The sequence below is a fragment of the Agromyces sp. LHK192 genome, assembly GCF_004006235.1.
Lineage (GTDB): Bacteria > Actinomycetota > Actinomycetes > Actinomycetales > Microbacteriaceae > Agromyces.
The window spans coordinates 2,456,648-2,481,757 of sequence record NZ_CP034753.1 but is presented as its reverse complement, the minus strand read 5'-3'; the positions used below and the strand labels follow the sequence as shown (position 1 = coordinate 2,481,757).

The following is a 25,110-nucleotide window of genomic DNA, read 5'->3' as shown; positions in this document are numbered from 1 at the left end:
GAGCCCAGCGTCATCTTCGTCAGTTCGTCAGTCATCGGACTCTCCGGTCTCGTTCGAGAAGAACACCGTCAGCTCCTGCAGTTTCGGCAACGGCAGGAGACGCTCGAGGACGGAGGAAACGACGTACACGCCGGCCTGCTTCGTCTCGATCAGAAGACCCGACTTCCGCACGAACTCGATCGCGTTCTTCAGGCGGGTCGCGTCGCCGAGGTGGTTGGTGGCCGTCTTCGGGCGGATGGACGCGAAGTGGTCCTGTAAGTCCGTCGCGTTCACGATCGCGCGAGCGGCGCCGCCGCCGATCTGGTGACGCTGAACGATCCGCAGGTGCACCAGCAAGGTCGTCTGCTCTCGGTTCCACTGCAACGCACGCAGCAGCGTGGGGAATCCGCGCGTGCTGTCCTGGTTGCGGACCTGGAACTTGTAGGCGACACCGTTGACCTCGTCGAGTTCGAGGTCGAGGTACATGTTATTCAGGTGGGTCTTCACGTCGTCCCGGTTGGTGATCAGTGCCTTCCACTCGCGCTTGTGGGTGTCGCGAGTGATGAACTGGTCCCGCATGATCGCGACGATCGCATGGCGGACGTCGACCCCGAGGTTGCCCTTGTCGCCGTCGAAAGCGGCGTGCGTGAGGGTGACGACGTCGTCGTCGAAGTCGTCGGTGTAACCGAAGTCCGGTTCGGTCTCGCCCGTCCCGTCCTCGGCGAACCCATCAATGAGATCCTCGGTTTCGCTTAGGTCAGTCATCGATCTCCACCCTCTCCGCCATCGGCGCGAGGACGGGTGCCCGAAGCACCATCTCTGAACCGTCCGGCCGCCTCGTCGCGTACTCCTCAAACCCGTGGGCGCGACCGAGATCGTCGCGGTCGGTCACCAACTGCATGATGCCGAGGACGTCAACGGGACGACGCGCTTCGTCGGGCAAGCGCGGGAACACGTTCGCCCCGACCGTCCACCCCGCGGCGCCGACACTGGTCGCCGTGTCCAGCGCTGCGCGAAGCTCGACCAGGCGCGGCCCTCCCTGCCGTCGAAGCTCAGCAGCCGACACCGCCGGCGGTCGGTCGCCACCAACTTCGTCCTCGAGGGGGTCGAACGGGATGTCCTTGGTGTGGTCGTAGAAGTTCTCCCGGATGTACTCGATCTCGAGCACCTCTGGGAGTAGGTCGACCTGCACCGTCGCACGCGGACCTGCAGTCTGCAGCCAGGACTCCATCGCAGATTCGAGGTCGATGAGCACTCGGTCGAGCTCCCGGTCCTCCGCGACGTTGCGGGTCCGGATGAACACGTTGAGGGTTTCGACGGTGTCCACGATCTTCCCCATCGTCAACCGGGCGCCGTCGCGGACGAGACGCACGATGCCGAGCAGGGCCTTCTTCTGATCGACGGTCAGTTCCTCCGCTACACCGGGGTGCTCGACGAGGGTGATGATGTCCGAACGCAACTGGTCGAGGAGTGCGTCGTCGTCCAGCAGGTTGAATGCACCCTCGAACGCGCGACCCTCGGGGGTGGAAGTCGTCAGTTGGCTGGCCCGGTCGAGGTAGTCGGAGACGATCTCGCCGGGAGAGCGGCGGTCGGCCCGGAAGTCGGCCCGGAGTCTCTCCTGCATCTCCTCGACGACCTCGCCGACGCGCGCGAACTCGACCGGCAACCCCGAGACGAGATCCTGCAGTTCGAGGAGGCCCTCGAGGATGAATCCGGCCGAGACCTCCTTCATCTCACCGCCCGCCTCGAGGTAAGCGAGCTCTTCCTGCTGCTGAGCGATCTGGGACCGCAGCATCTGCGTGCGGGCCTCGCGGTCGGGGTTCGACTCGGAGCTGATGCGCCGGGCAGTGTCGACGATGTTCTTGATTCGGTGCTCGCTGAGGTTCACCCGATCGCGAGTGAGGCTCTGGACGAGCCCGAGCGCCTGCATGGCGTACGACGTGAGCGTGTAGGTCGTGCCGTCCACGTCGCGGGTCAGCCATTTCCGGCGCACCCAACCCGTGCACACTTCGCGGCCGTCACCCTCGGGAACGTTGGAGACGCCGCGGGCGCGAAGCTCCTGCAGTAGCGAGTCCACGAGCTCGTGGAGGAGACCGACGGGCTTCGTCTTTGCGTCGCGAGGGAACGCCTCGCGGAACACTGCCACGCTCACCGGCGACAGCGAACCGCGCAACAGCGACATGGTTGGCGCGGCGAACGCCGCCATCACACGGGCATACTCAGCAACGACGCTCATTCGATCCTCTCCGGCCAGAGTTGGCCTACCCGGCCCCGCGACAGTTTCGCAGGGCCCTCCGACACCGGTGAACCCCTCGATTCGTGGACAGCGGCCCATCAGTTCAGAGTCGGTTTAGGAGATCTCTCACCGTCGGTTGGCGCACGTGGCGCACTGAAGCGCTCTGGGTCTGATGGAGACTCGCGCTATTTGATTCCGACCGGCTCGTCGCGGTCGGCTTGGACAGCATAGAACGCCGTCTCGAACTCGACCGGCGGCACGTCGCCGAGGTAGCCATGCAGGCGCTCGATGTTGTGCCAGTGCACCCAGCCGAGCGTCGCGAGCGCGAGGTCCTCGACCGTCTTCCACGGCCCCGATCGGGCGGGCCCGCGGACAAGTTCGGCCTTGTAGTACCCGTTCACGGTTTCGGCGAGGGCGTTGTCGTACGAGTCACCGACGGTCCCGATCGAGGGCGTGGCGCCGATCTCGGCCAGCCGCTCGCCGTAGCGGATGGAGGTGAATTGACTGCCCGCATCGCTGTGACACCGCAGGTCGGCGTGATGTCGACCGCGGGACCAGCGGGCCATCTCGATCGCGTCGAGCACCATCTCGGTGCGCATGTGCGACGCGACCCGCCACCCCACGATCATCCGCGAGTACGCGTCGATGATGAAGCACACGTACGCCACGCCGGTCCAGGTTGGCACGAACGTCAGGTCCGTCACCCAGAGCCGGTTCGGGACGGTCGCGGTGAACTGGCGCTGCACCAGATCCGGATGCCTGGCCGAGGTTGGATCCGGCTTCGTCGTCTTCACTCGCTTGGACCGTCTGGCGCCCTCGATCCCCGCCGCCCGCATCAGCCGGCGTTCTGGTCCCGGCCGATCATGACCCCAGCGCGGCGGGCGGCCTTCCATAGCTTGCGGACCCCGTACACGCGGTAGTTCGACTCCCACAGGGCGACCAGCCGCGGGATCAGCTCCTCGTCCCGTACCGCACGTGCCGACGGGACCCGGGTCTTCACGGCGTAGTAGCTGCTCGGAGCCACCCGCAGCAACCTGCAGATGAGCTCGACCCCGAGCCGGCGACCGCCCACCAGGTCGTCCTTGTTCTGGTCGATGAACGCGACTACTTCCGGTAGTGGCGGTCGAGCTCCGCCCCGAAGAAAGACGCCGCCCGCTTGAGCACCTCGTTCGCCCGACGCAACTCGCGGACCTCCTGCTCCAGCTCGCGCACCCGAGCCGCCTCAGCCGTACTCACCCCGGGTGCGACGCCCTCGTCGATATCGGCCTGCTTGACCCAGGTCCGCACCGACTCGACGCCATAGCCGAGCTGCGACGCGACTCGCTGCACCGTGCCCTGCGTGACGCCGAGCTCAGCCCGCAGCGTCCTGACCATCCGCACCGCTGCGGCCTTCTCCTCGATCGAGTAGCGACGCGTCGTCGGCTCCCAGGCGCCTGTTCTCTCGGCATAACCCCATCCTCGTTTCCAAGGTCAAGAGCCTCCAAAAGACCCAGAGCGCTTCACAGGCACGCGCACGAACCGGTTGTCCAGCCGGCGGACCGCGGCATGGCTCGACGGAGCGATGCGTCGCGGTCGCGCCGCTCGACGTTACCCGAGCACCTCGACGCCGAACCCGGCGACGACAGCCCGCACCTCCGAGAGGTAGCGCTGCGCCTGGTCGGTGAGCGGAATCGCGGCGTGGCCGATCCAGCCGATCTCGATGCGCTCGTCGACCTCGAGCGGGATGGCCACGATCTCGGGGTCGAGTTCGTCGCTGATGATTCCCGTCGAGATCGTGTAGCCGTCGAGCCCGATCATCAGGTTGAAGATCGTCGCCCGGTCGGACACCCGGATCTCCTGCGCGCTCGACAGGGTCGAGAGGATCTCCTCGGCGAAGTAGAAGGAGTTGTTCGCCCCCTGGTCGAACGTGAGCCGCGGCAGGTCGGCGAGATCGGCGAGGGTCGCACGGTCCCGAGCGGCGAGCGGGTTGTTCCGCGAGATGAAGATGTGCGGCTCGGCGAGGAAGAGCGGGTGGAAGACGAGCCCGGAGTCCCGCAGCAGCTTGTCGATGACCTTGCGGTTGAAGTCGTTGCGGTAGAGGATGCCGAGCTCGCTGCGCAGGGTCCGGACGTCCTCGATGATGTCCCAGGTGCGGGTCTCACGCAGCGAGAACTCGTACTCGGCCGCCCCGGTGCGCTTGACCATCCGGACGAACGCATCGACCACGAACGAGTAGTGCTGGGCCGACACCCCGAGCAGGCGTCGCGACGGCGGTCGACCGAGGTAGCGCTGTTCGAGCAGCGCCACCTGCTCGACGACCTGTCTCGCGTACCCGAGGAACTCCGCGCCGTCGGGGGTGAGGCTGACGCCGCGGGCCGAGCGGGTGAGGAGCGCGCGGCCCACCCGGGTCTCGAGGTCCTTCATCGCGGCGGACATCGTCGGCTGTGCGACGTAGAGCACGTCGGCCGCCGCGGAGATCGACCCCTCCGCCGCCACCTCGATGAAGTAGTGGAGCTGTTGCAGCGTCACGCCGTTCGTGTCCCGGGGCATAGGCAAACCCTATATGCATGCATAGTCGCGCCGAGTTACCCGATATCCGTCCGATGCCTGCACGATGGCTGCAGCGCTTCTGCAGGCCGAGCCCGGCCGATCGACACCCACGGATTGGCCACGCATGGCAGACGAGTTCACGTACGGCATCACCACCACCCGCTTCGACGAGGGCTACACCCCGTCGGAGAGTTCCCGGGCCACCACGAACTTCGCGAACCTGGCGCGAGGTGAGCATCGTCAGCAGAACCTCCGGAACACGCTGACCATGATCGATCGCCGGTTCAACGACCTCGCGCACTGGGACAATCCGAACGGCGACCGCTACACGGTGCAGCTCGACATCGTCTCCGTGGAACTGCGGTTCGCCGCGGAAGGCGCCGACCAGCAGTTCCCGCTGCTCGAGGTGCTCGACGTGCAGATCGTCGACCGTCGCACGGGCGTCCGTCGCCACGGGATCGTGGGGAACAACTTCTCGTCGTACGTCCGTGACTACGACTTCAGCGTGCGCCTTCCGGCGGTGAACGCCGACACGACGAAACCCACCATCCCCGACGACTTCGGGGACCTCCACGGCAAGCTGTTCCAGCATTTCCTCGACTCCGAGGCCTACCAGGAGCGCTTCACGCAGTCGCCCGTGATCTGCATCAGCGTGTCCACGAGCAAGACGTACCACCGCACCGCGAACGAGCACCCGGTGCTCGGCGTCGAGTACCAGCAGGAGGAGTTCTCGCTCACCGACCAGTACTTCGCGAAGATGGGGCTGAAGGTCCGGTACTTCATGCCGTGCGGCGCCGTGGCGCCGCTCGCGTTCTACCACCGCGGCGACCTGCTCAACGACTACTCCGACCTGCAGCTGATCGGCACGATCAGCACGATGGAGACGTTCCAGAAGATCTACCGCCCCGAGGTCTACAACGCCAACGCCGCCGCCCCGCCGGTCTACCGGCCGAGCCTCGAGGCGCAGGACTACTCGCGGACCGACATCGCGTACGACCGCGTCGAGCGCAGTCAGCTGGCCGTGACGCAGGGTGCGTTCACCGACGAGCACTTCATCACGCCGCACCGCGACGTGCTCGAGCAGTGGGCCGGCAACCGCCCCCTTCCCGTCGGATGACCGGCGGAGCATCCTCGGACATGGACACGTACCTCCCCACCTCGATCGTCGGCAGCCTGCCCAAGCCGTCGTGGCTCGCACAGCCCGAGGTCCTCTGGTCGCCGTGGAAGCTCGAGGGCGATGCCCTCGTCGAAGGCAAGCAGGACGCGCTGCGCATCGCCGTCCAGGAGCAGACGCGCCGGGGCATCGACATCATCAGCGACGGCGAGCAGACCCGACAGCACTTCGTCACGACGTTCATCGAGCATCTCAGCGGCGTCGACTTCGAGAACCGCAGGACCGTGCGCATCCGCGATCGCTACGACGCGAGCGTGCCGACCGTCACCGGCGCAGTCCGGCGCGAGCGACCCGTGTTCGTCGAGGACGCGCGGTTCCTCCGCACGCTCACCGACCTTCCGATCAAGTGGGCGCTCCCCGGACCCATGACGATGATCGACACGCTCTACGACGCCCACTACGGCAGTCGCGAGAAGCTGGCCTGGGAGTTCGCGACGATCCTCAACCAGGAGGCGCGGGAGCTGGAGGCGGCGGGCGTAGACATCATCCAGTTCGACGAGCCGGCGTTCAACGTCTTCTTCGACGACCTCAAGGACTGGGGGGTCGCTGCGCTCGAGCGGGCAGCCGAAGGACTGCGTGCGGAGACGGTCGTGCACATCTGCTACGGCTACGGGATCAAGGCCAACACGGACTGGAAGGCGACCCTCGGGTCGCAGTGGCGGCAGTACGAGGAGTCGTTCCCGCTGCTGCGGGAGTCGTCGATCGACACGGTCTCGCTCGAGTCGCACCACTCGCACGTGCCGATGGACCTCGTCGAGCTCATCCGCGGCAAGAAGGTCATGCTCGGCGCGATCGACGTCGCGAGCGAGGAGGTCGAGTCGCCGGAAGAGGTCGCCGACACCCTCCGGAAGGCCCTCGCGTTCGTCGATGTCGACAAGCTCATCCCCAGCACGAACTGCGGCATGGCGCCGTTCCCGCGGGATGTCGCGCTGGGCAAGCTGAGCGCGCTCAGCGCGGGTGCTCGGATCGTCCGGGACGAACTCGCACGCGTCCCCTCGTCCGCGCTGGTGTCGTGACGTGTTCCACGCGTACCCGACCGACGCCTGGACCGCGACGCCGAAACCCGGCTTCACGTCCTCGCTGTCCGCGGAAGACTTCAAGGCGGTCTTCCGCGGGCATCCCGGTGGAGTCGCCGTCATCACGGCCGACGCGGGCGACGGTCCCGTCGCGCTGACCGCGTCGTCGGTCTCCTCGGTGAGCGCCGAGCCGCCGTTGTTGATCTTCTCGATCTCGGCGCTGTCGTCGGCATCCGACGTGCTCTCCCGCGCCGAGACGGTCGTCGTGCACTTCCTGGACGCGAACGACGTCGAGTTGGCGAAGCTCGGCGCAGCGCGCGGGATCGATCGTTTCGCCGACACGCACCGCTGGTCGCGGCTGGTGACCGGGGAGCCGGTGTACCGCGATGTGCGCGCCTGGGTGCGCTGCGCGGTCATCGACCGCATGGATGCCGGGACCTCCACGGTCATCGCCGCGCACGCGCTCCAGTCCCACATCGAGCGCGACGCCCACGCCGGCGGGCCCGGCGACGCACTGGTCTACCACAACCGCACGTGGCACCGTCTCGGTGCGCACTCCCGGATCGAGGGCTGACCCGCCGGGCGCCGACTCCGACGCCCGGTGTCGCGCCCGGCCCCGATGTTCGGCGACGAGCTCGCTGAGGCGGCATTCGACGGCTCCTGCGCCGCGCCCCGAACCGCGGCATGGCTCAGCCTGCGTGGATGACGTTCACGCCGGCTTCGGTGAGTTCGCGTGCCGTCGGGTCGTTCGCCGGCGTGTCGGTGATGACGCCGGCGACCTGGTCGAACGACAGGACGCCGTAGCGGGAGGCGGTGCCGAACTTCTCCTCGCTGCCGAGCACGTACGTATCGGCGGCACGGGATGCGAGGGCGCGCTTCATCGCGGCTTCATCGGCATCGCCGGTGGTGAGCCCCGCGGTGGGGTGGATGCCCGTGACGCCGAGGAACAAGAGGTCGGCGCTGATCCGGTTCGCGGCCTCGATCGCCGCGGCCCCGCAGGCGACGGCGGAGTGCTTGAACAGCCGGCCGCCGATGAGGAACACGTCGGCCTCGTGGTCGATCAGGGCGGCGGCGATCGTCGGACTGTGCGTGATGACGGTGCCGTGGAATGCCCTGGGCAGCGCGTCGACCATCGCCAGGGTCGTGGTTCCTCCGTCGAGGATGACGGTCGCTCCCGGCTCGATCAGTGCGGCGGCGGCGGCAGCCACGCGCCGCTTGCTTTCGGGTGCCACCGTGACGCGCGAGGCGTAGTCGGCCACGGCGGGGGAGGCGGGGAGTGCGCCGCCGTAGACGCGCACGGCCAGGCCGAGCGAGTCGAGCTCGCGCAGATCCCGGCGGATGCTGTCTTCCGACAGGCCCAGCTCCGCGGCGATCTCCTTGGCGACGATGCGCCCGTCGATGCGCAGTCGCTCGAGGAGCAGGTCTTTGCGGGCCGCAGCGAGCATCCGTGTTCCTTCCTGATCTTGCACGTTCTTGCTGTATTGTACCGACAATGAGCAAGCCCATGTTGATCCTGATCGCCGGTCCCTACGCATCCGGCACCGATGGCGACCCCGAGCTGATGGCACGGAACCTGAGGCGCCTGGAGGAAGCGGCCTGGCCCATCTTCCGAGCCGGCCACGTGCCGATGATCGGCGAGTGGGTGGCGTTGCCGGTCCTCGCCAGCGCGGGGGCGAGCGGGTCTGCCGATCCGCTCGCGGCCGAGGTGATGTACCCGACCGCCGAACGCCTGCTCCAGCACTGCGACGCCGTGCTGCGCCTGCCGGGCGACTCGCGCGGCGCGGATCAGGACGTCGCGATCGCACGTGAGCGGGGCATCCCGGTGTACCACTCCCTCGACGAGGTTCCGGGTGCATCGGTGTCAGCCGGGTGACCCGGCCGGATGACGCTGCGCAGAGCTAACCCGATGGTTCGTCGGTGGACGCTCACGCTGCCGATGCGCGCTCGACGCTCCCACCGCGCTCCGCCCGATCATGCCGCACCCGTGCGTACACGGTCGCGGCGATCACGAGTGCCGCGGCGACGAGTGCGGCGACGCCGGTCGCCACCGAGTACGGCTCGTCGGTGATCCTGGCGATCGCGACCCAGCAGATGCCCCAGCACAGCGAGAGGGTCGGTGCGATCCGGCCGCCGCCCCAGACGGCGAGCGCGATCCCGATCGCACCGGCGACGGCGAGTACTGCGCCGGCCCAGATCTCCGGGGCGAGCCCGAAGCCGTCGAATCCGGCTGCGACGAGCACGGCGGTGGTATTCGCCACCGTCGCGATGATCACCCATCCGAGGTACAGGCCGATCGAGCCGTCGGCGACGACGGTCTCGACGCGGTCCTTGGCCGCCGACCGGCGAAGCAGCACGAAGAGCCGGCAGAGCACGGCGAGCAGCACCGCGATCACCGGCAGGCTCAGTGCGAGCAGGTCGAGTTGCACGACGGCGATCCACAACGCGTTGAGCACGAGCGAGGCCACGACCCACCACCCGATGCGCCGTTGGCGTTCGTCGGCGCGCTGGGCGGGCAGGGCCTGCCAGATCGCGTAGGCGAGCATGCCGACGTAGATCACGCTCCAGATGCGGAACGCGCCGGTGCCCGGCGCGATCAGCGTCGAGTCGGCGTCGAGCGAACCGCCCGCGGCATCCTGGATCGGTGTCCCGACGATCACCCCCGACCCGATGAACGCCGCCACGATGGCGAGCACCGAGCTGACGAGCACGCCGACCTGACGGAACACGTCGCGTCCGTCGATCGATCGGGCGCCTGCGGGGTTCGAGGTGGTCGCGCTCATGTCCGGGTCCCTTCGTCCGACGATGCGGTGCGCACCGTTCGTGCACCCTGACACGGTCGGCGACGATCCGGGTGACCGTTGACATCCGGCCCGAACGCGCTCCGCCGCCCACGAACCGCTCGCGAGGCGCATGCCGCGCATCGGATAGCCGGAGGCCGCCCCTACTGCGCCGCGCCCCCGAACCGCGACACGACGCCGGCGCGCGAGTCGTCCTCGCTCGCGAGCACGCCGCCGTTCGCGACGAAGTCGGCCTTGACCTCCTCGAACATGATGCGCACGTCCTGTTGCCGGGCGCCGAGCGCGCTGACGGCGGCCTGCGTCACCTGCTCGGCGAAGTCGCGGCGCTGGTCGACGGTGCGGCCGGGCAGGAGTTCGACGCGGATGTTGGGCATGGGGGTTCCTCTCGTATCGGTGCGAAGACTCAGCTCGCGGTGAGGCGGCGGCCGCCGAACTGGCGGCTGAGTCGGTCCCTGGCTTCGAAGAGCAGGTCGATGATCGCGCGTTCCTTCTCGTCGTCGAGGCGGGCGAGCGGCACGGAGCAGCTGATGGCGTCCTTCGACGGATGCTGGAACGGCAGCGCGACGGCGAAGCAGCGCATGCCGATGCCGGCCTCCTCGGCGTCGACGGCGTAGCCGACCTCGCGCACGTGTGCGAGGTGGTCGATGAGTGCGTCGCGCGAGGTGATGGTGTGCGCGGTCGACGCCGGAAGGGTCTCGGGCACCAGCTTGCGCACGGCGGCGTCGGGCAGTTCGGCAAGCGTCACCTTGCCGAGGGCGGTCGCGTGCGCGGGCAGGCGCCGGCCGATCGCGGAGAACATGCGCAGCGGATGCACCGACTCGCGCTTGGCCATGTAGACGACGTCGGGGAACTCGAGACGGGCCAGGTGCACGGTCTCGCCCGTGTCGGCGGCGAGTGCGTCCATCACCTCGGAGGTGCGCAGCACCGTCGGGTCCTGGTCGACGTACGAGGAGCCGATGAGCAGCGCGCTCATGCCGAGGCGGTAGGTCGATCGCGAGGCGTCGGCCTCGACCCAGCCGCGGTGCTCGAGCGTGCGCAGGATGCTGTGCAGGCTCGACTTCGGGATGCGCAGCCGCGACGCGAGCTCGCCCAGCCCCGCCGCGCCGCTCGCGAGGCTCTCGAGGATCTCGAGGGTTCGATCAGCCGACTTCACGGGCACGAAGTCGGGCTCGTCTGCGGCGGAGATCGGTTCGGTCATCGCTGACTCCCTGTTCGAAATGCCGAACGGCATTCTCATACTTGACTCGACGTTCACCATAGCCTACCGTCTGGCGTACAAGCTAGCGAACATCGTTCAAGGATGAGGATGGAGCCTTCGGTGAACCGAGACCGCCACAGCACGAGCCCGGCCGGGGCTCGTGCCGCGACGACGCAGGAACTGCGCGACGCCTACCTGATCGACGACCTGTTCGCTTCGGGAGAAGTTCGAACCCTGCACACCGCGGAGGATCGCATGCTCGTCGCCGGCATCGTGCCGACCGGCGACGTCGAGCTCGGACTCGGCGAGATCCCCGCACTCGGCGAGGGCGGCCTCGCCCGCCGGGAGTTCGGCATCGTGAACCTCGGCGAAGCCGGCGAGGTCCTGGTCGACGGCGCCGTGCACCGCCTCGAGCATCGAGACGGCCTGTACGCCGGGCGCGGAGCGGCTCTCGCCTTCCGCGGCGACGGCGCCCGCTTCTCCCTCGTCTCGGCCGTCGCCGAGGTCGCCCACCCCACGGTCCGGATCCCGTTCGCCGACAGCGAGCCCGTCGAGCTCGGCTCTGAGGACGGCGCGGGGCGCCGCGCCCTGCACCGGTACGTCTGGGGCGGAGGGCCCGTCGCCTCGAGCGTCCTGCAGTTCGGCGTCACCGTGATCCACCCCGGATCGGTGTGGAACACCTACCCGCCGCACCTCCACGAACGCCGGACCGAGATCTACCTCTACTTCGACCTGGCCGACGACGCCCGCGTCGTCCACCTGATGGGCGAGCCCGCACACACCCGCCACCTCGTCGTCCGCAACGAGGAGGGCGTCATCGCGCCGCGCTGGTCGATCCACACCGGCGTCGGCACCGGGGCTTACGCCTTCGTCTGGGCGATGGCCGGCGACAACCGCGACTACGGCGACCTCGCGCCCGTGCCCGTCGAGGACCTCCGGTGACCGCGACGGCCACGCTGTTCTCGCTCGAGGGCCGGACGGCGCTCGTCACCGGCGCGGGTCGCGGCATCGGCCGGGCCATTGCGCTCGGCCTCGCCGACGCGGGAGCCGGCCTCGTGCTCCTCGGCCGCAACGGCTCGACGGCGGCGACGGCCGACGAGATCGCCGCGGCCGGGCGCCCTGTGGACGTCGTCGACGCCGACCTCGGGGATCTCGCCGGCCTCCGCACCACGATCGACGAGTTCGCCGAACGGACCGACGTCGACGTGCTCGTCAACTGCGCGGGCGTGATCCGGCGCGCCGCGTTCCTCGACGCCGCCGACGCCGACTGGGACGAGGTGATGACCGTCAACCTCGACGCGCCGAGGCTGCTCAGCCGCTGGGTCGCCGCGGGCATGCTCGACCGGGGTCGCGGCAAGATCATCAACATCGCCAGCCTCCTCTCGTTCCAGGGCGGCAAGGACGTCGCGAGCTACACCGCCAGCAAGCACGCCATCGTCGGCCTCACCCGCGCCCTCGCGAACGAATGGGCCCCGCGCGGCGTGCAGGTCAACGCGATCGCCCCCGGCTACATCGCCACCGACAACACCGCGGCGCTCCGCAGTGACCCGGCCCGCGAGGCCGAGATCCTCGCGCGCATCCCCACCGGCCGATGGGGCCGACCGCCCGACATCGTCGGGGCGGCGGTCTTCCTCGCGGCACCGGCATCCGACTACGTCACCGGACACACGCTCGTCGTCGACGGCGGGTGGATGTCCCGCTGACCAGGCCACCCACTGCACCACCACGCACCACGCACCACCACCACCTCATGCACCACCACACCTGACACCTGAACAGGAGCATCACATGATCACCACAGCCAGGAATCGCGGGCGCATCGTCGCGTTCGCGACGGCCGGCCTCGCGGTGCTCGCGCTCGCCGGTTGCGCGAGCGAAGGCACCGGCGGCGGCGACGCCGCAGCCGGGGCGTGCGCGCCCGAGGACATCACGCTCATCGGGCAGGTCCGCAACGAGACCAACCCGTACGAGAAGGCGTGGCTCGACGGCGGCGACGCCTTCGCCGAGTCCGTCGGCCTCGAGCAGACGCGACTCACCTACGACGGCGAGTCTCCGAAGCAGCAGGATCAGCTGCGCCAGGCGCTCAGCACCGGCAACGCCGAGTGCATGGTGCTGAACGTGCTCCCGAACGGCGACTCGGACACGACGCCGATCGTGAAGGAGGCCGACGCCGCGGGCGCCTACCTCGTCACCCACTGGAACAAGCCCGCCGACCTGAACCCGTGGGACGGCTACGACACGTGGATCTCGCACATCACGTTCAACGGCGTCGACTCGGGCCGGCAGATCGCCGAGACCATGTTCGAGGCGATGGGCGGCGAGGGCGGCATCATCGCCCTCCAGGGCATCCTCGACACGAGCGCTGCGAAGGACCGGTTCGCCGGGCTCGAGGAGGCGCTGGCCGAGAACCCCGGCATCACCCTGCTCGACGAGCAGGCCGCCGACTTCGACCGCACCACGGCGTTCAACGTCACGAAGACGCTGCTCACCAAGCACGGCGACGCGATCGGCGGCGTGTGGGCGGCGAACGACGACATGGCGCTCGGCGCGCTGCAGGCCCTCGAAGCGGCGGGCAAGGCGGGCACGGTCAAGGTCGTCGGCATCGACGCCGTGCCCGAGGCCGTCGAGGCCATCGCCGCGGGCGACATGACCGCCACGGTCTCGAGCGACGGACCCTGGCAGGGCGGCATCGGCCTCGCCATGGGGTACTGCGCCCTCACAGGCGAGCTCGCCGTCGGCGACCTCAGCGATGAGGACCGCGCCTTCTACGCGAAGCAGACCCTCATCACCGCCGACAACGCGGAGGAGAACCTCGAGCCCTCGGTGAACCTCGAGGACTTCGAGTGCGGCAACCTGTTCGACCGCGTCGACGGGCCGATCAACTGATGTCGGCGCCCGCCCGGCTCGAGCACGCGCCGCCTGAGACCGGGCGGGCCGCCTCCCGCGCGCACCGTCGCGCCACGCTCCTGGCCGACTTCGGTCCCCTCGGGGCACTCGTGCTGCTGTGCGCCGTGTTCGCGGTGCTCAGCCCGCAGTTCCTCACCTGGGGCAACCTGCGCAACGTCCTCGACTCCGCCGCGGTGTTCGCCGTGATCGCGGTCGGCCTCACGTTCGTGCTCCTCATGGGCGCGATCGACCTGTCGATCGAGGGCGTGATGGCCACTGCGGCGCTGAGCGTCGCGCTCCTCGTCGCGAACAACCGGAACGACATCGACCTCGGATTCCTCGGCGTCGTGGCCGCGGTCGCACTCGGGGCCTGCTTCGGCCTCGCGAGCGGCATGCTCTCGACGGGCCTGAAGATCCCGTCGTTCATGACGACGCTCGGCGTCTCGGCGATCGGCATCGGCATCGCGACCGTGCTGTTCGCCGGCGTCCAACCGACGCTGCGCTCGCCGGAGCTCGCCGAATGGGCGTCGGGCCAGTGGCTCGGCCTCACCCGGCTGACCTTCGTCGCGGTCGCCGTGGTCGTCGTCGGCGTCCTGATCCAGCGCTACACGCGGCTCGGCCGGTATGCCCGAGCGATCGGCGGCGCGGAGGAGATCGCCGTGCTGTCGGGCCTGCCGGTGCGCCGGTACAAGACGCTCGCGTTCACCTTCGCCGGCGCGGCGTACGGACTCGCCGGCGTCATGGTGACCGTGCAGCTCGGATCCGGCATCGTCCAGGCCGGCGTCGGGCAGAACTTCGCCGCGATCACCGCGGCCGTCGTCGGCGGAACCCTGCTCTCGGGCGGCCGCGGCGGCGTGCTGCAGTCCGTGGTCGGCGTGCTCATCGTGACCGTCCTCGCCAACGGCCTCGTCCTCATCGGCGTGAGCCCCTACGTGCAGCGTGCCGTGCAGGGCCTCATCGTGGTCGTCGCGGTGGTCATCACCGCCTGGCCGCTGCGCGAACGACTGCGGGTGGTGAAATGACCGGGACCACGGACCCCACCGCCCCGCCCGCGCTCGCCGTGCGCAACCTGCGCAAGACGTTCGGCGAGACGACGGCGCTCGACGGCGTCACCTTCGAGGTGCGACCGCACGAGGTCGTCGGCCTCATCGGCGAGAACGGCGCCGGCAAGTCGACCCTGCTGAAGACCCTCATCGGCCTCGTGCAGCCCGACGAGGGCACCATCGAGGTGCGCGGCGTGCCGGTGCGCATGCGGGGCATCGCCCAGGCCGGCGCCGCCGGCATCGGCATGGTGTTCCAGGAGCAGTCGTTGATCCCGAACCTCACCGTCGCCGAGAACATCCTGCTCGCCGCCGAGGGCCCCGCCGTCGTCGGCGGCCTGTACCGCTGGGGCGAGCTCAACCGGCGCGCCCAGGCGCAGCTCGACAAGATCGGCTCGAAGATCTCGCCCAGGGCGATCACCGAGGAGCTGAGCTTCGCCGACCGGCAGATGGTCGAGGTCGCCAAGGTCCTCGCGACCGAGGAGCGCACCAACGACGAACCCGTCGTACTGCTCGACGAGCCGACGTCGGTCCTCGACCGCGACGAGACCGAGGTGCTGTTCGCGCAGATCGAGCGGCTCCGCGCCCGGGCATCCGTCGTGTTCGTCTCGCACCGGCTCGACGAGGTGCTCCGCGTCTCCGACCGCGTCTACGTCCTGCGCAACGGGCAGACGGTCGCCGAATGCACGCCCGGCGAGGTCGACGAGGAGACGCTGCGCCGGCTCATGATCGGCCGCGACCTCGAGGGCAGCCACTACGGCGAGGAGTTCCAGCGCCCGCCGCGCGAGGAGGTGCTGCTCCACGTCGACGACCTGACCGTCAAGGGCGTCTGCGACCACGTCGGCTTCGACGTCCACGCCGGCGAGGTGCTCGGCATCGCGGGCGTGCAGGGCTCCGGCCGCGAGGAGCTGTGCCGCGCGCTGTTCGGGGCGCTCGCCGCCCGCAGCGGCCGGGTCACCCTGTCCGGCCGTCGCGCCCGCCTGCGATCGCCGCGCGCCGCGATCGCCGCCGACGTCGGGTTCGTCCCGGCCGAACGGCGTCGCGAGGGCATGGTCGCGTCCATGTCGGTGGCCGAGAACATCACGCTGCCCCACCTCGACGAGGTCTGCGCGGGGCCCGTGCTCCGCCGCGGCAGGGAGCGGGCGCTCGCCGAGGAATGGATCGAGCGACTGCACATCCGGACGCCCGGGGCATCCGCCCCGATCGGATCGCTCTCCGGCGGCAACCAGCAGAAGGCGGTCCTCGCCCGATGGATGGTGTCGGACTCGCTGCGGCTGCTGATCCTCGACCACCCCACCCGCGGGCTCGACGTCGGCGCGAAGAGCGAGGTGTACCGGCTCATCCACGAACTGACGGCCTCGGGCGTCGCCGTCATCCTGATGGCCGACAGCCTCGAGGAGCTCATCGCGATGAGCCACCGCGTGCTCGTCATGCGCGACGGCCGCGTGAGCGCCATGCTCGACGCACCGCCCGAGCGCAAGCCCGCACCCGTCGACGTCCTGGAGCAGATGATCTGATGTCCGTATCCGAGAAGACCGGCTCCTGGGCCGTCGTCGCCGACGTCCCGCGCCGCATCAGCGCGTCGCGGCGACGGATGCTGCTCACGATCATGCCGATCGTCGTGCTCGTGGTGCTCGTCGTCGCGATCGGCGTGGCGAACCCGAACTTCCTGCGGCCGTCGAGCATCTGGACCGCGCTCGACTCCGCCGTGCCGATCATGATCCTCGCCGCTGGGGCGATGCTCGTGATCCTGTGCGGCGGGATCGACCTCTCGATCGCGGCGCTCGCCTCGCTGTCGTCGGTACTCGTGGCGCTCTGGATCCCCATCCTCGACGGGTGGGCGGTGCCGGCGGTCGTGCTCGTCGGCGCGGCGGCCGGGTTGCTGCAGGGTGCCGTGCACGTCGTCGCCCAGGTGCCCTCGTTCCTCGTCACCCTCGGCGGGCTCGCCGTGTGGTCGGGCATCGCGCTCGTGGCATCCGGCGCCTCGACGATCGGCGTCAGCGGGACGACGCTCGACTGGACGTTCACGCGGCTGACCGACGCGCGCATCCCGAGCGCGGTCGTGATCGCGGTCGTCGTCGTCGCGCTGTTCGCGCTCGTGCTGCACCTGACCCCGGCCCGGCGCTGGCTGATCGCGATCGGCAGCTCCGAGCCCGCCGCCCTCCTCGCCGGCGCGCCCGTCGCACAGGTGAAGATCGCGGCGTTCACCGTGTCGGGGGCGTGCGCCGGGTTCGCCGGCGTCATGCTCGTCGGCCGGACGTTCAGCGGGGCGCCGAGCCTCGCGGACTCCCTCCTGCTGCCGGTGGTCGCCGCGATCGTGGTGGGTGGAACGGCGATCACCGGCGGGTTCGGCGGCATCGGCCGCACGGTCATCGGCGTGCTCATCATCACGGTGCTGCGCGTCGGACTGTCGGTCGCGGGCGTCGACCCGTCGTACGAGCAGATCTTCTATGGTGTGCTCGTGATCGCCGCCGTGGCCCTGACCATCGATCGCTCGAAGCTGCCGTTCGTGAAATGACCGGCACCCGACCGCACCCACCGACCCTGGCCATCACCGCCGACGGACCCCCGTCACCTGAAAGGACCACCATGACCGACACGGCCATCCTCGGAACCGTCACCGACTTCCTCTCGTCGCCGAGGCGCCTGCTCATCGACGGCGAACTGCGGGACGCCGCCGACGGCCGCACCTTCGAGACCGTCGACCCGGCCACCGAGGACGTGCTCGCCCACGTCGCGCGGGCCGGGACGGAGGACGTGGACCGGGCCGTCGCCGCCGCGCGGCGGGCGTTCGAGCACGGATCGGCATGGAGCCGGTTCACGCCGCGGGAGCGGGGTCGCCTGCTCTGGAGGGTCGCCGACCTGCTCGAGGAGAACGCCGACGAACTCGCCCAGCTCGAGGCGCTCGATGGCGGCAAGCCGTTCGTCGGAGCCCGCGACGGCGACGTCGCGACGGCTGCCGAGCTCTTCCGCTACTTCGCCGGCTGGGCGAACAAGATGGAGGGGACGACGATCCAGCTCTCCAGCCGCACCGCGCAGTTCCACGCGTACACGGTGCGCGAACCGATCGGCGTCGTCGCGGGGATCGTGCCGTGGAACTTCCCGCTGACCATGGCCGCCTTCAAGATCGTCCCCGCGATCACGGCCGGCAACACGGTGGTGCTCAAGCCCGCCGAGCAGACGCCGCTGAGCGCCCTGCGCCTCGGCGAGCTGCTGCTCGAGGCCGGCCTGCCTGCGGGCGTCGTCAACGTGCTCCCCGGCTTCGGCGACACCGGCGCGGCCCTCGTCGCCCACCGCGACGTCGACAAGGTGGCGTTCACCGGGTCGACCGAGGTGGGCAAGAAGATCGCCGCCGCCGCGGCCGGGAACCTCAAGAAGGTGTCGCTCGAACTCGGCGGCAAGGCCCCGAACCTCGTCTTCGACGACGCGGACCTCGCCAAGGCGATTCCCGGTTCGGCGCACGCCGCCTTCTTCAACCAGGGGCAGTGCTGCGTGAACGGCTCCAGGCTCTACGTGCAGCGGGGGGTGTTCGACGAGGTCGTCGCCGGCATCGCCGAGATCGCCAGGGGCATCCGCGTCGGCAGCGCCCTCGATGAGCGCACCGACATGGGCCCGCTCATCTCCGACGAACAGTTCGCGAAGGTCACCGGATACCTCGAGGCCGGCGTCGCCGACGGCGCGACCGTCGTCGAGGGCGGTGCCCGCGTCGGCGACCGCGGCTACTTCGTGCGGCCGACGGTCTTCACCGACGTGAGCGAGCAGATGTCGATCCAGCAGGACGAGATCTTCGGCCCGGTGGTCACCGCGGTCCCGTTCGACACCGAGGAGGAGGCCGTCGCGCTCGCGAACAACACCCGGTACGGCCTGGCCGCCGGCGTCTGGTCGCGCGACATCGGCACCGCGCACCGGGTCGGCGGACGCCTGCGGGCCGGGACCGTGTGGCTCAACTCGTGGCACGCCGACGACGTCACGCTGCCTCGCGGCGGATACAAGGAGTCGGGCTGGGGTCGGGAGCTCGGCTCGTTCGGGCTCGAGGACTACACCGAGCTGAAGACGGTCATCGCCGAGCTCTGACTCGGGGCGCCAGACCCCGTCCACCCCGGCCGCGGCAATCAGCCGAGGTGATGGGATCTTCCCGGTCGAGCGGCGGCGTACCGGGAGTTCTCCGTCACCTCAGCGAGCGCTTTCGGCCGCGTCGAGGCCGAAGGCGTCGCGGAGGTCGCGTTCGAGCAGGGCCGGGATGTCGAGCACACCCGGGTTCAGGGCGTCGAACACCTGCAGGCCGTCCCACGTCGCGATGATGAGGGCCGCGCGCTGGGCCGGCGTGAGTCCGTCGTCCGGGAGGTCGAGGCGGGCGCGCTGGCGCTTGATCACCCAGGTGAAGATCTTGATGAGACGCTGGTGCCGGCGTTGCAGCGCGGGGCGGGCGGGGTGGTCCTCGGCGCCGGCCTCCGCGGTCATCATCGAGAGCAACTGCACGAGACCGGGGGAGTCGCGGTTGCTCCGGGCGGTGCGCACGAACCCGTCGACGAGCGCCTCGGCGCTGAGGCTCGTGGGCAGTTCGGCGCGCAGTTGCTGCTGGTCGTGCCAGTCAATGACGGCGAGCAGCAGCGCCGTCTTGTTGCCGAAGTGGTGGAGCAGGGTCGAGTGGTCGACCCCGGCCCCGACGGCGATGCTCCGCAGCGAGGCGCCGTAGAAGCCCTTCTGCGCGAAGGCCTCGGCGGCGCTGGCGACGATCGCCTTCTTGGTGGCGCGGCCGGTGGCGTATCCGTCGGATCGGGATGATGCGGTGCTGCGCTGCGGCACGGATGCTCCTCGTATGTCCACCAAGTGGTGGAAGTTCGTTTACAGTGTACGACGTGGGTTCACTCGATGATGTCAAGCGGACCCGGCATGCGATGACGCTCGCAGAGAAGGCGTCACTCATGTCGGGCGCGAATTTCTGGAACACGAAGCCGGTCGAACGGCTCGGCGTCCCCTCGATCATGCTCACCGACGGACCGCACGGACTCCGCAAGCAGGGCGGCGCCGCCGACCACCTGGGGCTCAATGCGAGCATCCCGGCCACCGGGTTCCCGACGGCCGCGACGCTGGCGAACAGCTGGGACGTCGACCTCCTCGGCCGCGTCGGCGAACTGCTCGGCGCCGAAGCCGCGGCCGAGCAGGTCAGCGTGCTCCTCGGCCCCGGACTGAACATCAAGCGGAACCCGCTTGCGGGCCGCAACTTCGAGTACTTCTCCGAAGACCCGCTGCTGTCGGGCCTGATGGCCGCGGCCCTCATCCGCGGCATCCAGTCACGCGGCGTGGCCGCCAGCGCGAAGCACTTCGCGGTCAACAGCCAGGAGACGCACCGCATGTCGATCGACGAGATCGTCGACGAGCGCGCCCTGCACGAGCTCTACCTCGAGGGCTTCCGCATCGCGATCACCCAGGGCGACGCGTGGACCGTGATGAGCTCGTACAACAAGGTCAACGGCACCTACGCGAACGAGCACCGCGAGCTGCTCCATGACATCCTCCGGGAGCGCTGGGGCTTCGACGGACTCGTCGTCTCCGACTGGGGCGGCAACAACGACCGAGTCGCCGCCATCGAAGCCGGCAGCGCGCTCGAGATGCCCTCGACCGACGGCGTGACCGACCTCGAGATCGTGCGTGCCGTGGAGAACGGCTCGCTCGATGAGGCCGTGCTCGACGCGCGGGTCGACGAGGTGCTCACGCTCATCGCTCGGACGCGCCCGGGTGCGCGCCGCCCGGCCGGCACGTCCGAGGTCGATCACGACCTCCACCACGACCTCGCCATCGAGGCCGCGAGCCGTTCGATCGTGCTCGCCGCGAACGAGGCCGGACTCCTCCCGCTCGGCCCCGAGTCCGGTCGCGTCGCCGTCATCGGCGCATTCGCCGACGTCCCGCGCTACCAGGGGGCCGGCAGCTCGCTCGTCAACCCGACCCGCCTCGACGATCCGCTCGAGGCGCTCCGCGCCTCCGGGCTCGACATCGTCGGCCACGAGCGCGGCTTCCACCGCCGCGACATCCCGTCCGTCGGCCTGCGACGGCGCGCGCTCCGACTGGCGCGCCGAGCCGACGTGGTGCTGCTGCACCTGGGGCTCGACGAGTCGGCCGAGGCCGAGGCCGTCGACCGCACCCACCTGCGGCTGGCGCAGAACCAGCTCGACCTGACGCGCGAGCTCATCGACCTCGGCGTGCCGATCGTCGTCGTCCTCGCCGGCGGCGCCCCGGTCGAACTGCCGTTCGCCGACGAGGTCGACGCGATCGTGCTCGGATACCTCGGCGGCCAGGGCGTCGGCCCGGCGATCGCGGACGTCGTCACCGGCCGCGTCAACCCGAGCGGCAAGCTCGCCGAGACGTACCCGATCCGGTACTCGGATGTCCCGAGCGCCTCGACCTTCGGCCGCACCGAGGCGACGAGCGAGCACCGCGACAGCATCTACCTCGGATACCGCTACTACGACAAGGTCGACGCGCCCGTCCGCTACCCCTTCGGCCACGGCCTGAGCTACACGACCTTCGCCTACTCGGCGCTGCGCGCCGACGCGCGGGCGGCGACCGTGACCGTGACCAACACGGGCGACCGCGCCGGCGAGGAGGTCGTGCAGGTCTACGTCGAGGCACCGGATGCCGCGGCCGGGCAGTTCCGCGCGGTCCGCGAGCTCGGCGGCTTCGCCAAGGTCGCCCTCGAGCCGGGGGAGTCCGCGACCGTCGAGGTCGCCCTGCGCGAGCACGCCTTCCAGGTGTTCGACCCCGACCGCGGCGAGTGGCGGACCGTGCCCGGAACGTACTCGGTGCTGGCCGCGGCGTCGTCGCGCGACATCCGCGCGCGGGTCGAGGTCGCGATCGACGGCGACGCGATCGACGGCGACCCGCTCGACCTCGGTCGCGCCGACCTGTCGCACTACCTCGACGGCACGGTCGACCGCGTCGGCGCGGCCGAGTTCGAGGCCCTGCTCGGGCGCCCGCTGCCCGGCTCGACCTGGCCGACCGGCAGGCCGCTCACCCGCGACGACATCATCGCCCAGGCGAAGGGCCGCGGCGGCTTCGCGAGCGCGCTGCACGCGCTCATCGTCACGGTGAGCCGCACGCTGATGTTGCTCGGACGCCCGCACGCGGCGAACAACGTGCGGTTCGTGCTCGACATGCCGTTCCGCTCCGTCGCGCGGATGTCGAACGGCGCGGTCGACGGCGCGATGCTCGACGGCCTGCTCCTGATGGTGAACGGCCGGTTCTGGCACGGCGTCCGCCGCGCGGCGACGGCCTGGCGCGCGCACCGCAGGGCCCGACGGGCAGCGAGCGCCCGGCACGACTGAGGCGCTCGGCGCGACCGGCGCCCGGCGCGACCGACGACCCCGGCTCGACCGGGCGCACGGCGCCTGCAGCGGCATGCGCCCCGCCGCACCTCAGACCACCCCCGATCCGATCCGAAACCCGAACTGAGAGCACCATGTCTACACGCAGAGAACTCCGAGACGAGGCCCGCACGAGGCTCGCGGAGGAGCGGGCCGCGAAGCGCGCCCGCCGCGCCGAGCTGAAGGCGATGTCGCCCGAGGCCCGCAGGCAGGCGAAGGCCGCCGACCGCGCAGCGGCGCGTGCGGCGAAGCGCGTCGCGAAGCAGGAGCGCAAGGCTGCGCGCGCCTCGATGACGCGAGCCGAGCGCCGCGAGGCGAAGCGTCGCGAGCGCGCCTACCGACGCCTGAAGCACCGTCCGCGCCGCCTCATCACCTGGGGCGTGGTCGTCGCGATCGTCGCGGTCGTCGCGGTGCTGCTCGCACCGATCGTGCGCGACATCAGCCGCCTCGTCTCGATCCCGCTCGGCGGCGGGACCGCGGCCGTCGACCAGGCGCGGGCGCACAGCGCCGAGGTCACCGAGGCGATCTCCGACGAGGGCATCGTCCTGCTCGAGAACGAGGGCGGCGTGCTGCCGCTCGCCGACGACACGGTCAACGTGTTCAGCTTCGCATCGTTCAACCTCCGTTTCGGCGGCGCGGGTTCGGGCGGTGCGAACCAGGGCAGCGCGGTCGGCCTCTACGACGCACTGGAGCAGCAGGGCATCTCGGTCAACCCCGAGCTCCGTGCCGCGATGCAGGAGGCGGGCGCCAAGACCGAGTCGGGCTCGCAGAACGGGCTGGTGGGCATCGCGTCGATGCTGCTCGGCGGCGATGACGCCGGCGAACCCGCGCCCGACTACCTCACCGAAGAGGTCCTGGCGCAGGCCCGCGACTTCTCCGACACGGCGATGCTCGTGATCGGCTCGGGAGCTTCGGAAGCCGCCGACCTATCGGTCGAGAGCCTGCGCCTCACCGACGAGCAGCGCGAACTGCTCGACGTCGTCACGGCGAACTTCGACGACGTGATCGTCGTCGTCAACTCCGGCAACCAGATGGAGCTCGGGTTCCTCGAGGAGTACCCGCAGATCACGGGCGCCGTCTGGATCGGCAACCCCGGACCGCGCGGCGCCGTGTCGCTCGCGAAGGTGCTCGCGGGAGAGGTCAACCCCTCGGGCCGCCTGACGGACACGTACGCCTACGACGTGACGAGCGCGCCGTCGACCGAGAACCTCGGCGACTTCCGCTACGAGAACGTCAACCGCGGCGTGCTCGAGTACGAGGAGGGCATCTACGTCGGATACCGGTACTACGAGACCCGGTACGCCGACGACGAGGCGGCCTACGCCGGGGCCGTGCAGTACCCGTTCGGCTACGGCCTGAGCTACACGACCTTCGACCGCCAGGCGTCGCAGCCCGTCGTCGACGACGACACGGTGTCGATCGACGTGACCGTGACGAACACGGGCGACGTCGCCGGCAAGGACGTCGTCGAGGTCTACTCCGCCGCGCCGTACACCCCCGGCGGCATCGAGAAGTCGGCGATCGAACTCGCCGGCTTCTCGAAGACGTCGCTGCTCCAGCCCGGTGCGAGCGAGACCGTGAGCGTGTCGTTCGCCGTGCGCGACCTGGCCTCCTGGGACCAGGGAGACCGCCAGGCGTACGTGCTCGAGGCCGGCACCTACTTCGTCTCCGTCGGCACGGACGTGCACACCCCCGTCGCGAACTTCCCGATCGACATCGCCGAGACCGTCGTCTACGACACCGACGAGGTGACCGGCGAGACGCTCGAGAACCGGTTCGGCTACGCCTCCGGCGACCTCACCTCCCTGTCGCGGAACGATTGGGAGGGCACCTGGCCCGACAGCGCCGACATGGACCTCACCGCGTCCGACGAGCTGCTCGATCGGATGGACCCCGAGATCCCGCCTGCCGCTGGGGACGCGCCGGCCTACGGCGCCGACAACGGCCTGATGCTCGAGGACCTGAAGGGCCTGGACTACGACGACCCGAAGTGGGAGGAGTTCCTCGACCAGCTCACGGTGGACGAGCAGGTGGACCTGTTCGCGAAGGGCGCCTACCAGACCGACGGCGTCGAGCGGCTGGGCATCCCGTCTGCGGTCCTGCTCGACGGACCGGCGGGCCTGAACTTCCTCTTCGGCGAACTGGATGCCTCGTCGTTCGCCGCGGAGGCCGTCGTCGGGGCGACCTGGAACCCCGAGCTCGCCTCCGCGCTCGGCGAGGCGGTCGGCGCCGAGGCGAACGCATTCGGCGTGCAGGGCTGGTACGCCCCGGGCATGAACCTCGACCGCACCCCGATGGGCGGCCGCAACTTCGAGTACCTCTCGGAGGACCCGCTGCTCTCGGGCAAGCTGAGCGCGGCGATGGTCCAGGGAGCCCAGAGCCGTGGCGTGCTCACGTTCATGAAGCACTTCGCGCTCAACGAGCAGGAGATCAACGCGCGGGCACCGGGCGTGAACGTGTTCGTCGACGAGCAGGCGCTGCGCGAGCTGTACCTGCGACCGTTCGAGATCACGGTCAAGGAGGGCGACGCGTCGGGTGCGATGAGCTCGTTCATCAACATCGGCGGCCGCTGGGCCGGCGGCAACGAGCAGCTGCTCCAGGAGGTGCTCCGCGGCGAGTGGGGCTTCGAGGGCGTGGTGTCGACCGATGCCGTGCTCGGCGGGTTCATGGATCCGGCGCTCGCGGTGCGGTACGGCAACGACCTGATGCTCGCGATGCTGCCGAGCTCCGCGGCATCCGCGACGAAGGACGCGCTCGCGGCCGACCCGGTCGGCGTGGGCGAGGGCCTGCGCGACCGCGTGCACGCGACCCTCTACGCCGTGCTGCAGACCGACCTGTTCGAGTGACCCGTCGTCGTGGGCGGCCGCCGCTGTGGCCGCCCACGACGACCGCG

Annotated in this window: 21 protein-coding genes, 1 pseudogene and 1 other annotated feature; of the genes and pseudogenes, 13 read left to right on the top strand and 9 right to left on the bottom strand. The window is 70.0% G+C overall.

Features of this window, described 5'->3' with window-relative positions; genetic code table 11:
* Nucleotides 1-27: 27 nt before the first annotated feature.
* From ELQ40_RS11170 to ELQ40_RS11155, 4 genes and pseudogenes are all read right to left on the bottom strand, one after another.
* A complete protein-coding gene (locus tag ELQ40_RS11170; protein WP_127793753.1) occupies nt 28-744 on the bottom strand; it encodes a DUF4194 domain-containing protein in 717 nt (238 codons plus the stop codon).
* Nucleotides 737-2,314, bottom strand: coding sequence for a DUF3375 family protein (locus ELQ40_RS11165; protein WP_127793752.1), 1,578 nt, complete (start codon nt 2,312-2,314; stop codon nt 737-739). The genes ELQ40_RS11170 and ELQ40_RS11165 overlap by 8 nt, the downstream gene beginning before the upstream one ends.
* A gap of 86 nt (nt 2,315-2,400) precedes the next feature.
* Nucleotides 2,401-3,663 (bottom strand): annotated as a pseudogene (locus tag ELQ40_RS11160) (IS3 family transposase).
* Nucleotides 3,231-3,365 (bottom strand) — a sequence feature (AL1L pseudoknot). Its footprint overlaps the pseudogene before it by 135 nt.
* 139 nt (nt 3,664-3,802) lie before the next feature.
* On the bottom strand, nt 3,803-4,744 hold the full coding sequence (locus ELQ40_RS11155; protein ID WP_127793751.1) for a LysR family transcriptional regulator: 942 nt from the start codon (nt 4,742-4,744) through the stop codon (nt 3,803-3,805).
* 124 nt (nt 4,745-4,868) lie between these two features.
* Between ELQ40_RS11155 and ELQ40_RS11150 the strand changes: the two genes are divergently transcribed.
* Genes ELQ40_RS11150 through ELQ40_RS11140 form a run of 3 tightly spaced genes read left to right on the top strand, consistent with a single transcriptional unit; the run spans nt 4,869 to nt 7,508 of the window.
* Entirely contained in the window at nt 4,869-5,861 is a 993-nt protein-coding gene (locus ELQ40_RS11150; protein WP_127793750.1) for a DUF1852 domain-containing protein, read from the top strand.
* 20 nt (nt 5,862-5,881) lie between these two features.
* On the top strand, nt 5,882-6,934 hold the full coding sequence (locus ELQ40_RS11145; RefSeq protein WP_127793749.1) for a methionine synthase: 1,053 nt from the start codon (nt 5,882-5,884) through the stop codon (nt 6,932-6,934).
* A gap of 1 nt (nt 6,935) precedes the next feature.
* Nucleotides 6,936-7,508 carry a flavin reductase family protein gene (locus ELQ40_RS11140; RefSeq protein WP_127793748.1) on the top strand — a complete coding sequence of 191 codons (573 nt, stop codon included), beginning with the start codon at nt 6,936-6,938 and terminating at the stop codon, nt 7,506-7,508.
* Nucleotides 7,509-7,623: 115 nt separating this feature from the next.
* On the opposite strand, the gene ELQ40_RS11135 is transcribed toward ELQ40_RS11140, so the two are convergent.
* Nucleotides 7,624-8,379, bottom strand: a complete 756-nt coding sequence (locus ELQ40_RS11135) for a DeoR/GlpR family DNA-binding transcription regulator (RefSeq protein WP_127793747.1) — start codon at nt 8,377-8,379, stop codon at nt 7,624-7,626.
* A gap of 47 nt (nt 8,380-8,426) precedes the next feature.
* Here ELQ40_RS11135 and ELQ40_RS11130 point away from each other — a divergent pair, with 47 nt between their 5' ends.
* The gene (locus ELQ40_RS11130; RefSeq protein WP_240665750.1) at nt 8,427-8,807 is read left to right on the top strand and encodes a DUF4406 domain-containing protein; all 381 of its coding nucleotides are present in this window, start codon (nt 8,427-8,429) and stop codon (nt 8,805-8,807) included.
* Nucleotides 8,808-8,859: 52 nt separating this feature from the next.
* Here the strand turns inward: ELQ40_RS11130 and ELQ40_RS11125 are convergent, their stop codons facing one another.
* The 3 genes from ELQ40_RS11125 to ELQ40_RS11115 form a co-directional block, all read right to left on the bottom strand.
* Nucleotides 8,860-9,714: a tryptophan-rich sensory protein gene (locus tag ELQ40_RS11125; protein WP_164863550.1), complete on the bottom strand. Its 855-nt coding sequence runs from the start codon at nt 9,712-9,714 to the stop codon at nt 8,860-8,862.
* 161 nt (nt 9,715-9,875) lie between these two features.
* A complete protein-coding gene (locus ELQ40_RS11120) occupies nt 9,876-10,106 on the bottom strand; it encodes a tautomerase family protein (protein WP_127793746.1) in 231 nt (76 codons plus the stop codon).
* A 29-nt stretch (nt 10,107-10,135) separates the two neighbouring features.
* Nucleotides 10,136-10,930, bottom strand: a complete 795-nt coding sequence (locus ELQ40_RS11115; RefSeq protein WP_127793745.1) for an IclR family transcriptional regulator — start codon at nt 10,928-10,930, stop codon at nt 10,136-10,138.
* Nucleotides 10,931-11,050: 120 nt separating this feature from the next.
* Between ELQ40_RS11115 and kduI the strand changes: the two genes are divergently transcribed.
* The 7 genes from kduI to ELQ40_RS11080 all read left to right on the top strand — a co-directional run bounded on the left by kduI (nt 11,051) and on the right by ELQ40_RS11080 (nt 18,930).
* The gene (gene kduI / locus ELQ40_RS11110) at nt 11,051-11,872 is read left to right on the top strand and encodes a 5-dehydro-4-deoxy-D-glucuronate isomerase (protein WP_127793744.1); all 822 of its coding nucleotides are present in this window, start codon (nt 11,051-11,053) and stop codon (nt 11,870-11,872) included.
* Nucleotides 11,869-12,633, top strand: coding sequence for an SDR family oxidoreductase (locus ELQ40_RS11105; protein WP_240665749.1), 765 nt, complete (start codon nt 11,869-11,871; stop codon nt 12,631-12,633). Before kduI ends, ELQ40_RS11105 begins: the two co-directional genes overlap by 4 nt.
* Before the next feature lie 85 nt (nt 12,634-12,718).
* Nucleotides 12,719-13,816, top strand: coding sequence for a sugar ABC transporter substrate-binding protein (locus ELQ40_RS11100; RefSeq protein ID WP_127793743.1), 1,098 nt, complete (start codon nt 12,719-12,721; stop codon nt 13,814-13,816).
* Nucleotides 13,816-14,838: an ABC transporter permease gene (locus ELQ40_RS11095; protein ID WP_127793742.1), complete on the top strand. Its 1,023-nt coding sequence runs from the start codon at nt 13,816-13,818 to the stop codon at nt 14,836-14,838. Before ELQ40_RS11100 ends, ELQ40_RS11095 begins: the two co-directional genes overlap by 1 nt.
* Nucleotides 14,835-16,373 carry a sugar ABC transporter ATP-binding protein gene (locus tag ELQ40_RS11090; protein ID WP_127793741.1) on the top strand — a complete coding sequence of 513 codons (1,539 nt, stop codon included), beginning with the start codon at nt 14,835-14,837 and terminating at the stop codon, nt 16,371-16,373. Before ELQ40_RS11095 ends, ELQ40_RS11090 begins: the two co-directional genes overlap by 4 nt.
* Nucleotides 16,373-17,374 carry an ABC transporter permease gene (locus tag ELQ40_RS11085; protein WP_127793740.1) on the top strand — a complete coding sequence of 334 codons (1,002 nt, stop codon included), beginning with the start codon at nt 16,373-16,375 and terminating at the stop codon, nt 17,372-17,374. The genes ELQ40_RS11090 and ELQ40_RS11085 overlap by 1 nt, the downstream gene beginning before the upstream one ends.
* Nucleotides 17,375-17,445: 71 nt before the next feature.
* Nucleotides 17,446-18,930, top strand: a complete 1,485-nt coding sequence (locus ELQ40_RS11080) for an aldehyde dehydrogenase family protein (RefSeq protein WP_127793739.1) — start codon at nt 17,446-17,448, stop codon at nt 18,928-18,930.
* 99 nt (nt 18,931-19,029) lie between these two features.
* Here the strand turns inward: ELQ40_RS11080 and ELQ40_RS11075 are convergent, their stop codons facing one another.
* On the bottom strand, nt 19,030-19,662 hold the full coding sequence (locus ELQ40_RS11075; protein ID WP_164863548.1) for a TetR/AcrR family transcriptional regulator: 633 nt from the start codon (nt 19,660-19,662) through the stop codon (nt 19,030-19,032).
* Nucleotides 19,663-19,715: 53 nt separating this feature from the next.
* Between ELQ40_RS11075 and ELQ40_RS11070 the strand changes: the two genes are divergently transcribed.
* Together ELQ40_RS11070 and ELQ40_RS11065 are read left to right on the top strand one after the other, a co-directional pair.
* Nucleotides 19,716-22,178, top strand: coding sequence for a glycoside hydrolase family 3 C-terminal domain-containing protein (locus tag ELQ40_RS11070; protein ID WP_205649323.1), 2,463 nt, complete (start codon nt 19,716-19,718; stop codon nt 22,176-22,178).
* A gap of 134 nt (nt 22,179-22,312) precedes the next feature.
* Complete coding sequence (locus tag ELQ40_RS11065) at nt 22,313-25,063, top strand: glycoside hydrolase family 3 N-terminal domain-containing protein (RefSeq protein ID WP_127793737.1); 2,751 nt, start codon at nt 22,313-22,315, stop codon at nt 25,061-25,063.
* The last annotated feature ends 47 nt before the right edge of the window (nt 25,064-25,110 follow it).

Coding starts and splice junctions, on each gene's coding strand:
- ELQ40_RS11170 (WP_127793753.1), bottom strand. CDS start 744: ATGACTGACCTAAGCGAAACCGAGGATCTCATTGATGGGTTCGCCGAG.
- ELQ40_RS11165 (WP_127793752.1), bottom strand. CDS start 2,314: ATGGGCCGCTGTCCACGAATCGAGGGGTTCACCGGTGTCGGAGGGCCC.
- ELQ40_RS11155 (WP_127793751.1), bottom strand. CDS start 4,744: ATGCCCCGGGACACGAACGGCGTGACGCTGCAACAGCTCCACTACTTC.
- ELQ40_RS11150 (WP_127793750.1), top strand. CDS start 4,869: ATGGCAGACGAGTTCACGTACGGCATCACCACCACCCGCTTCGACGAG.
- ELQ40_RS11145 (WP_127793749.1), top strand. CDS start 5,882: ATGGACACGTACCTCCCCACCTCGATCGTCGGCAGCCTGCCCAAGCCG.
- ELQ40_RS11135 (WP_127793747.1), bottom strand. CDS start 8,379: ATGCTCGCTGCGGCCCGCAAAGACCTGCTCCTCGAGCGACTGCGCATC.
- ELQ40_RS11130 (WP_240665750.1), top strand. CDS start 8,427: ATGAGCAAGCCCATGTTGATCCTGATCGCCGGTCCCTACGCATCCGGC.
- ELQ40_RS11125 (WP_164863550.1), bottom strand. CDS start 9,714: ATGAGCGCGACCACCTCGAACCCCGCAGGCGCCCGATCGATCGACGGA.
- ELQ40_RS11120 (WP_127793746.1), bottom strand. CDS start 10,106: ATGCCCAACATCCGCGTCGAACTCCTGCCCGGCCGCACCGTCGACCAG.
- ELQ40_RS11115 (WP_127793745.1), bottom strand. CDS start 10,930: ATGACCGAACCGATCTCCGCCGCAGACGAGCCCGACTTCGTGCCCGTG.
- ELQ40_RS11100 (WP_127793743.1), top strand. CDS start 12,719: ATGATCACCACAGCCAGGAATCGCGGGCGCATCGTCGCGTTCGCGACG.
- ELQ40_RS11095 (WP_127793742.1), top strand. CDS start 13,816: ATGTCGGCGCCCGCCCGGCTCGAGCACGCGCCGCCTGAGACCGGGCGG.
- ELQ40_RS11090 (WP_127793741.1), top strand. CDS start 14,835: ATGACCGGGACCACGGACCCCACCGCCCCGCCCGCGCTCGCCGTGCGC.
- ELQ40_RS11085 (WP_127793740.1), top strand. CDS start 16,373: ATGTCCGTATCCGAGAAGACCGGCTCCTGGGCCGTCGTCGCCGACGTC.
- ELQ40_RS11080 (WP_127793739.1), top strand. CDS start 17,446: ATGACCGACACGGCCATCCTCGGAACCGTCACCGACTTCCTCTCGTCG.
- ELQ40_RS11065 (WP_127793737.1), top strand. CDS start 22,313: ATGTCTACACGCAGAGAACTCCGAGACGAGGCCCGCACGAGGCTCGCG.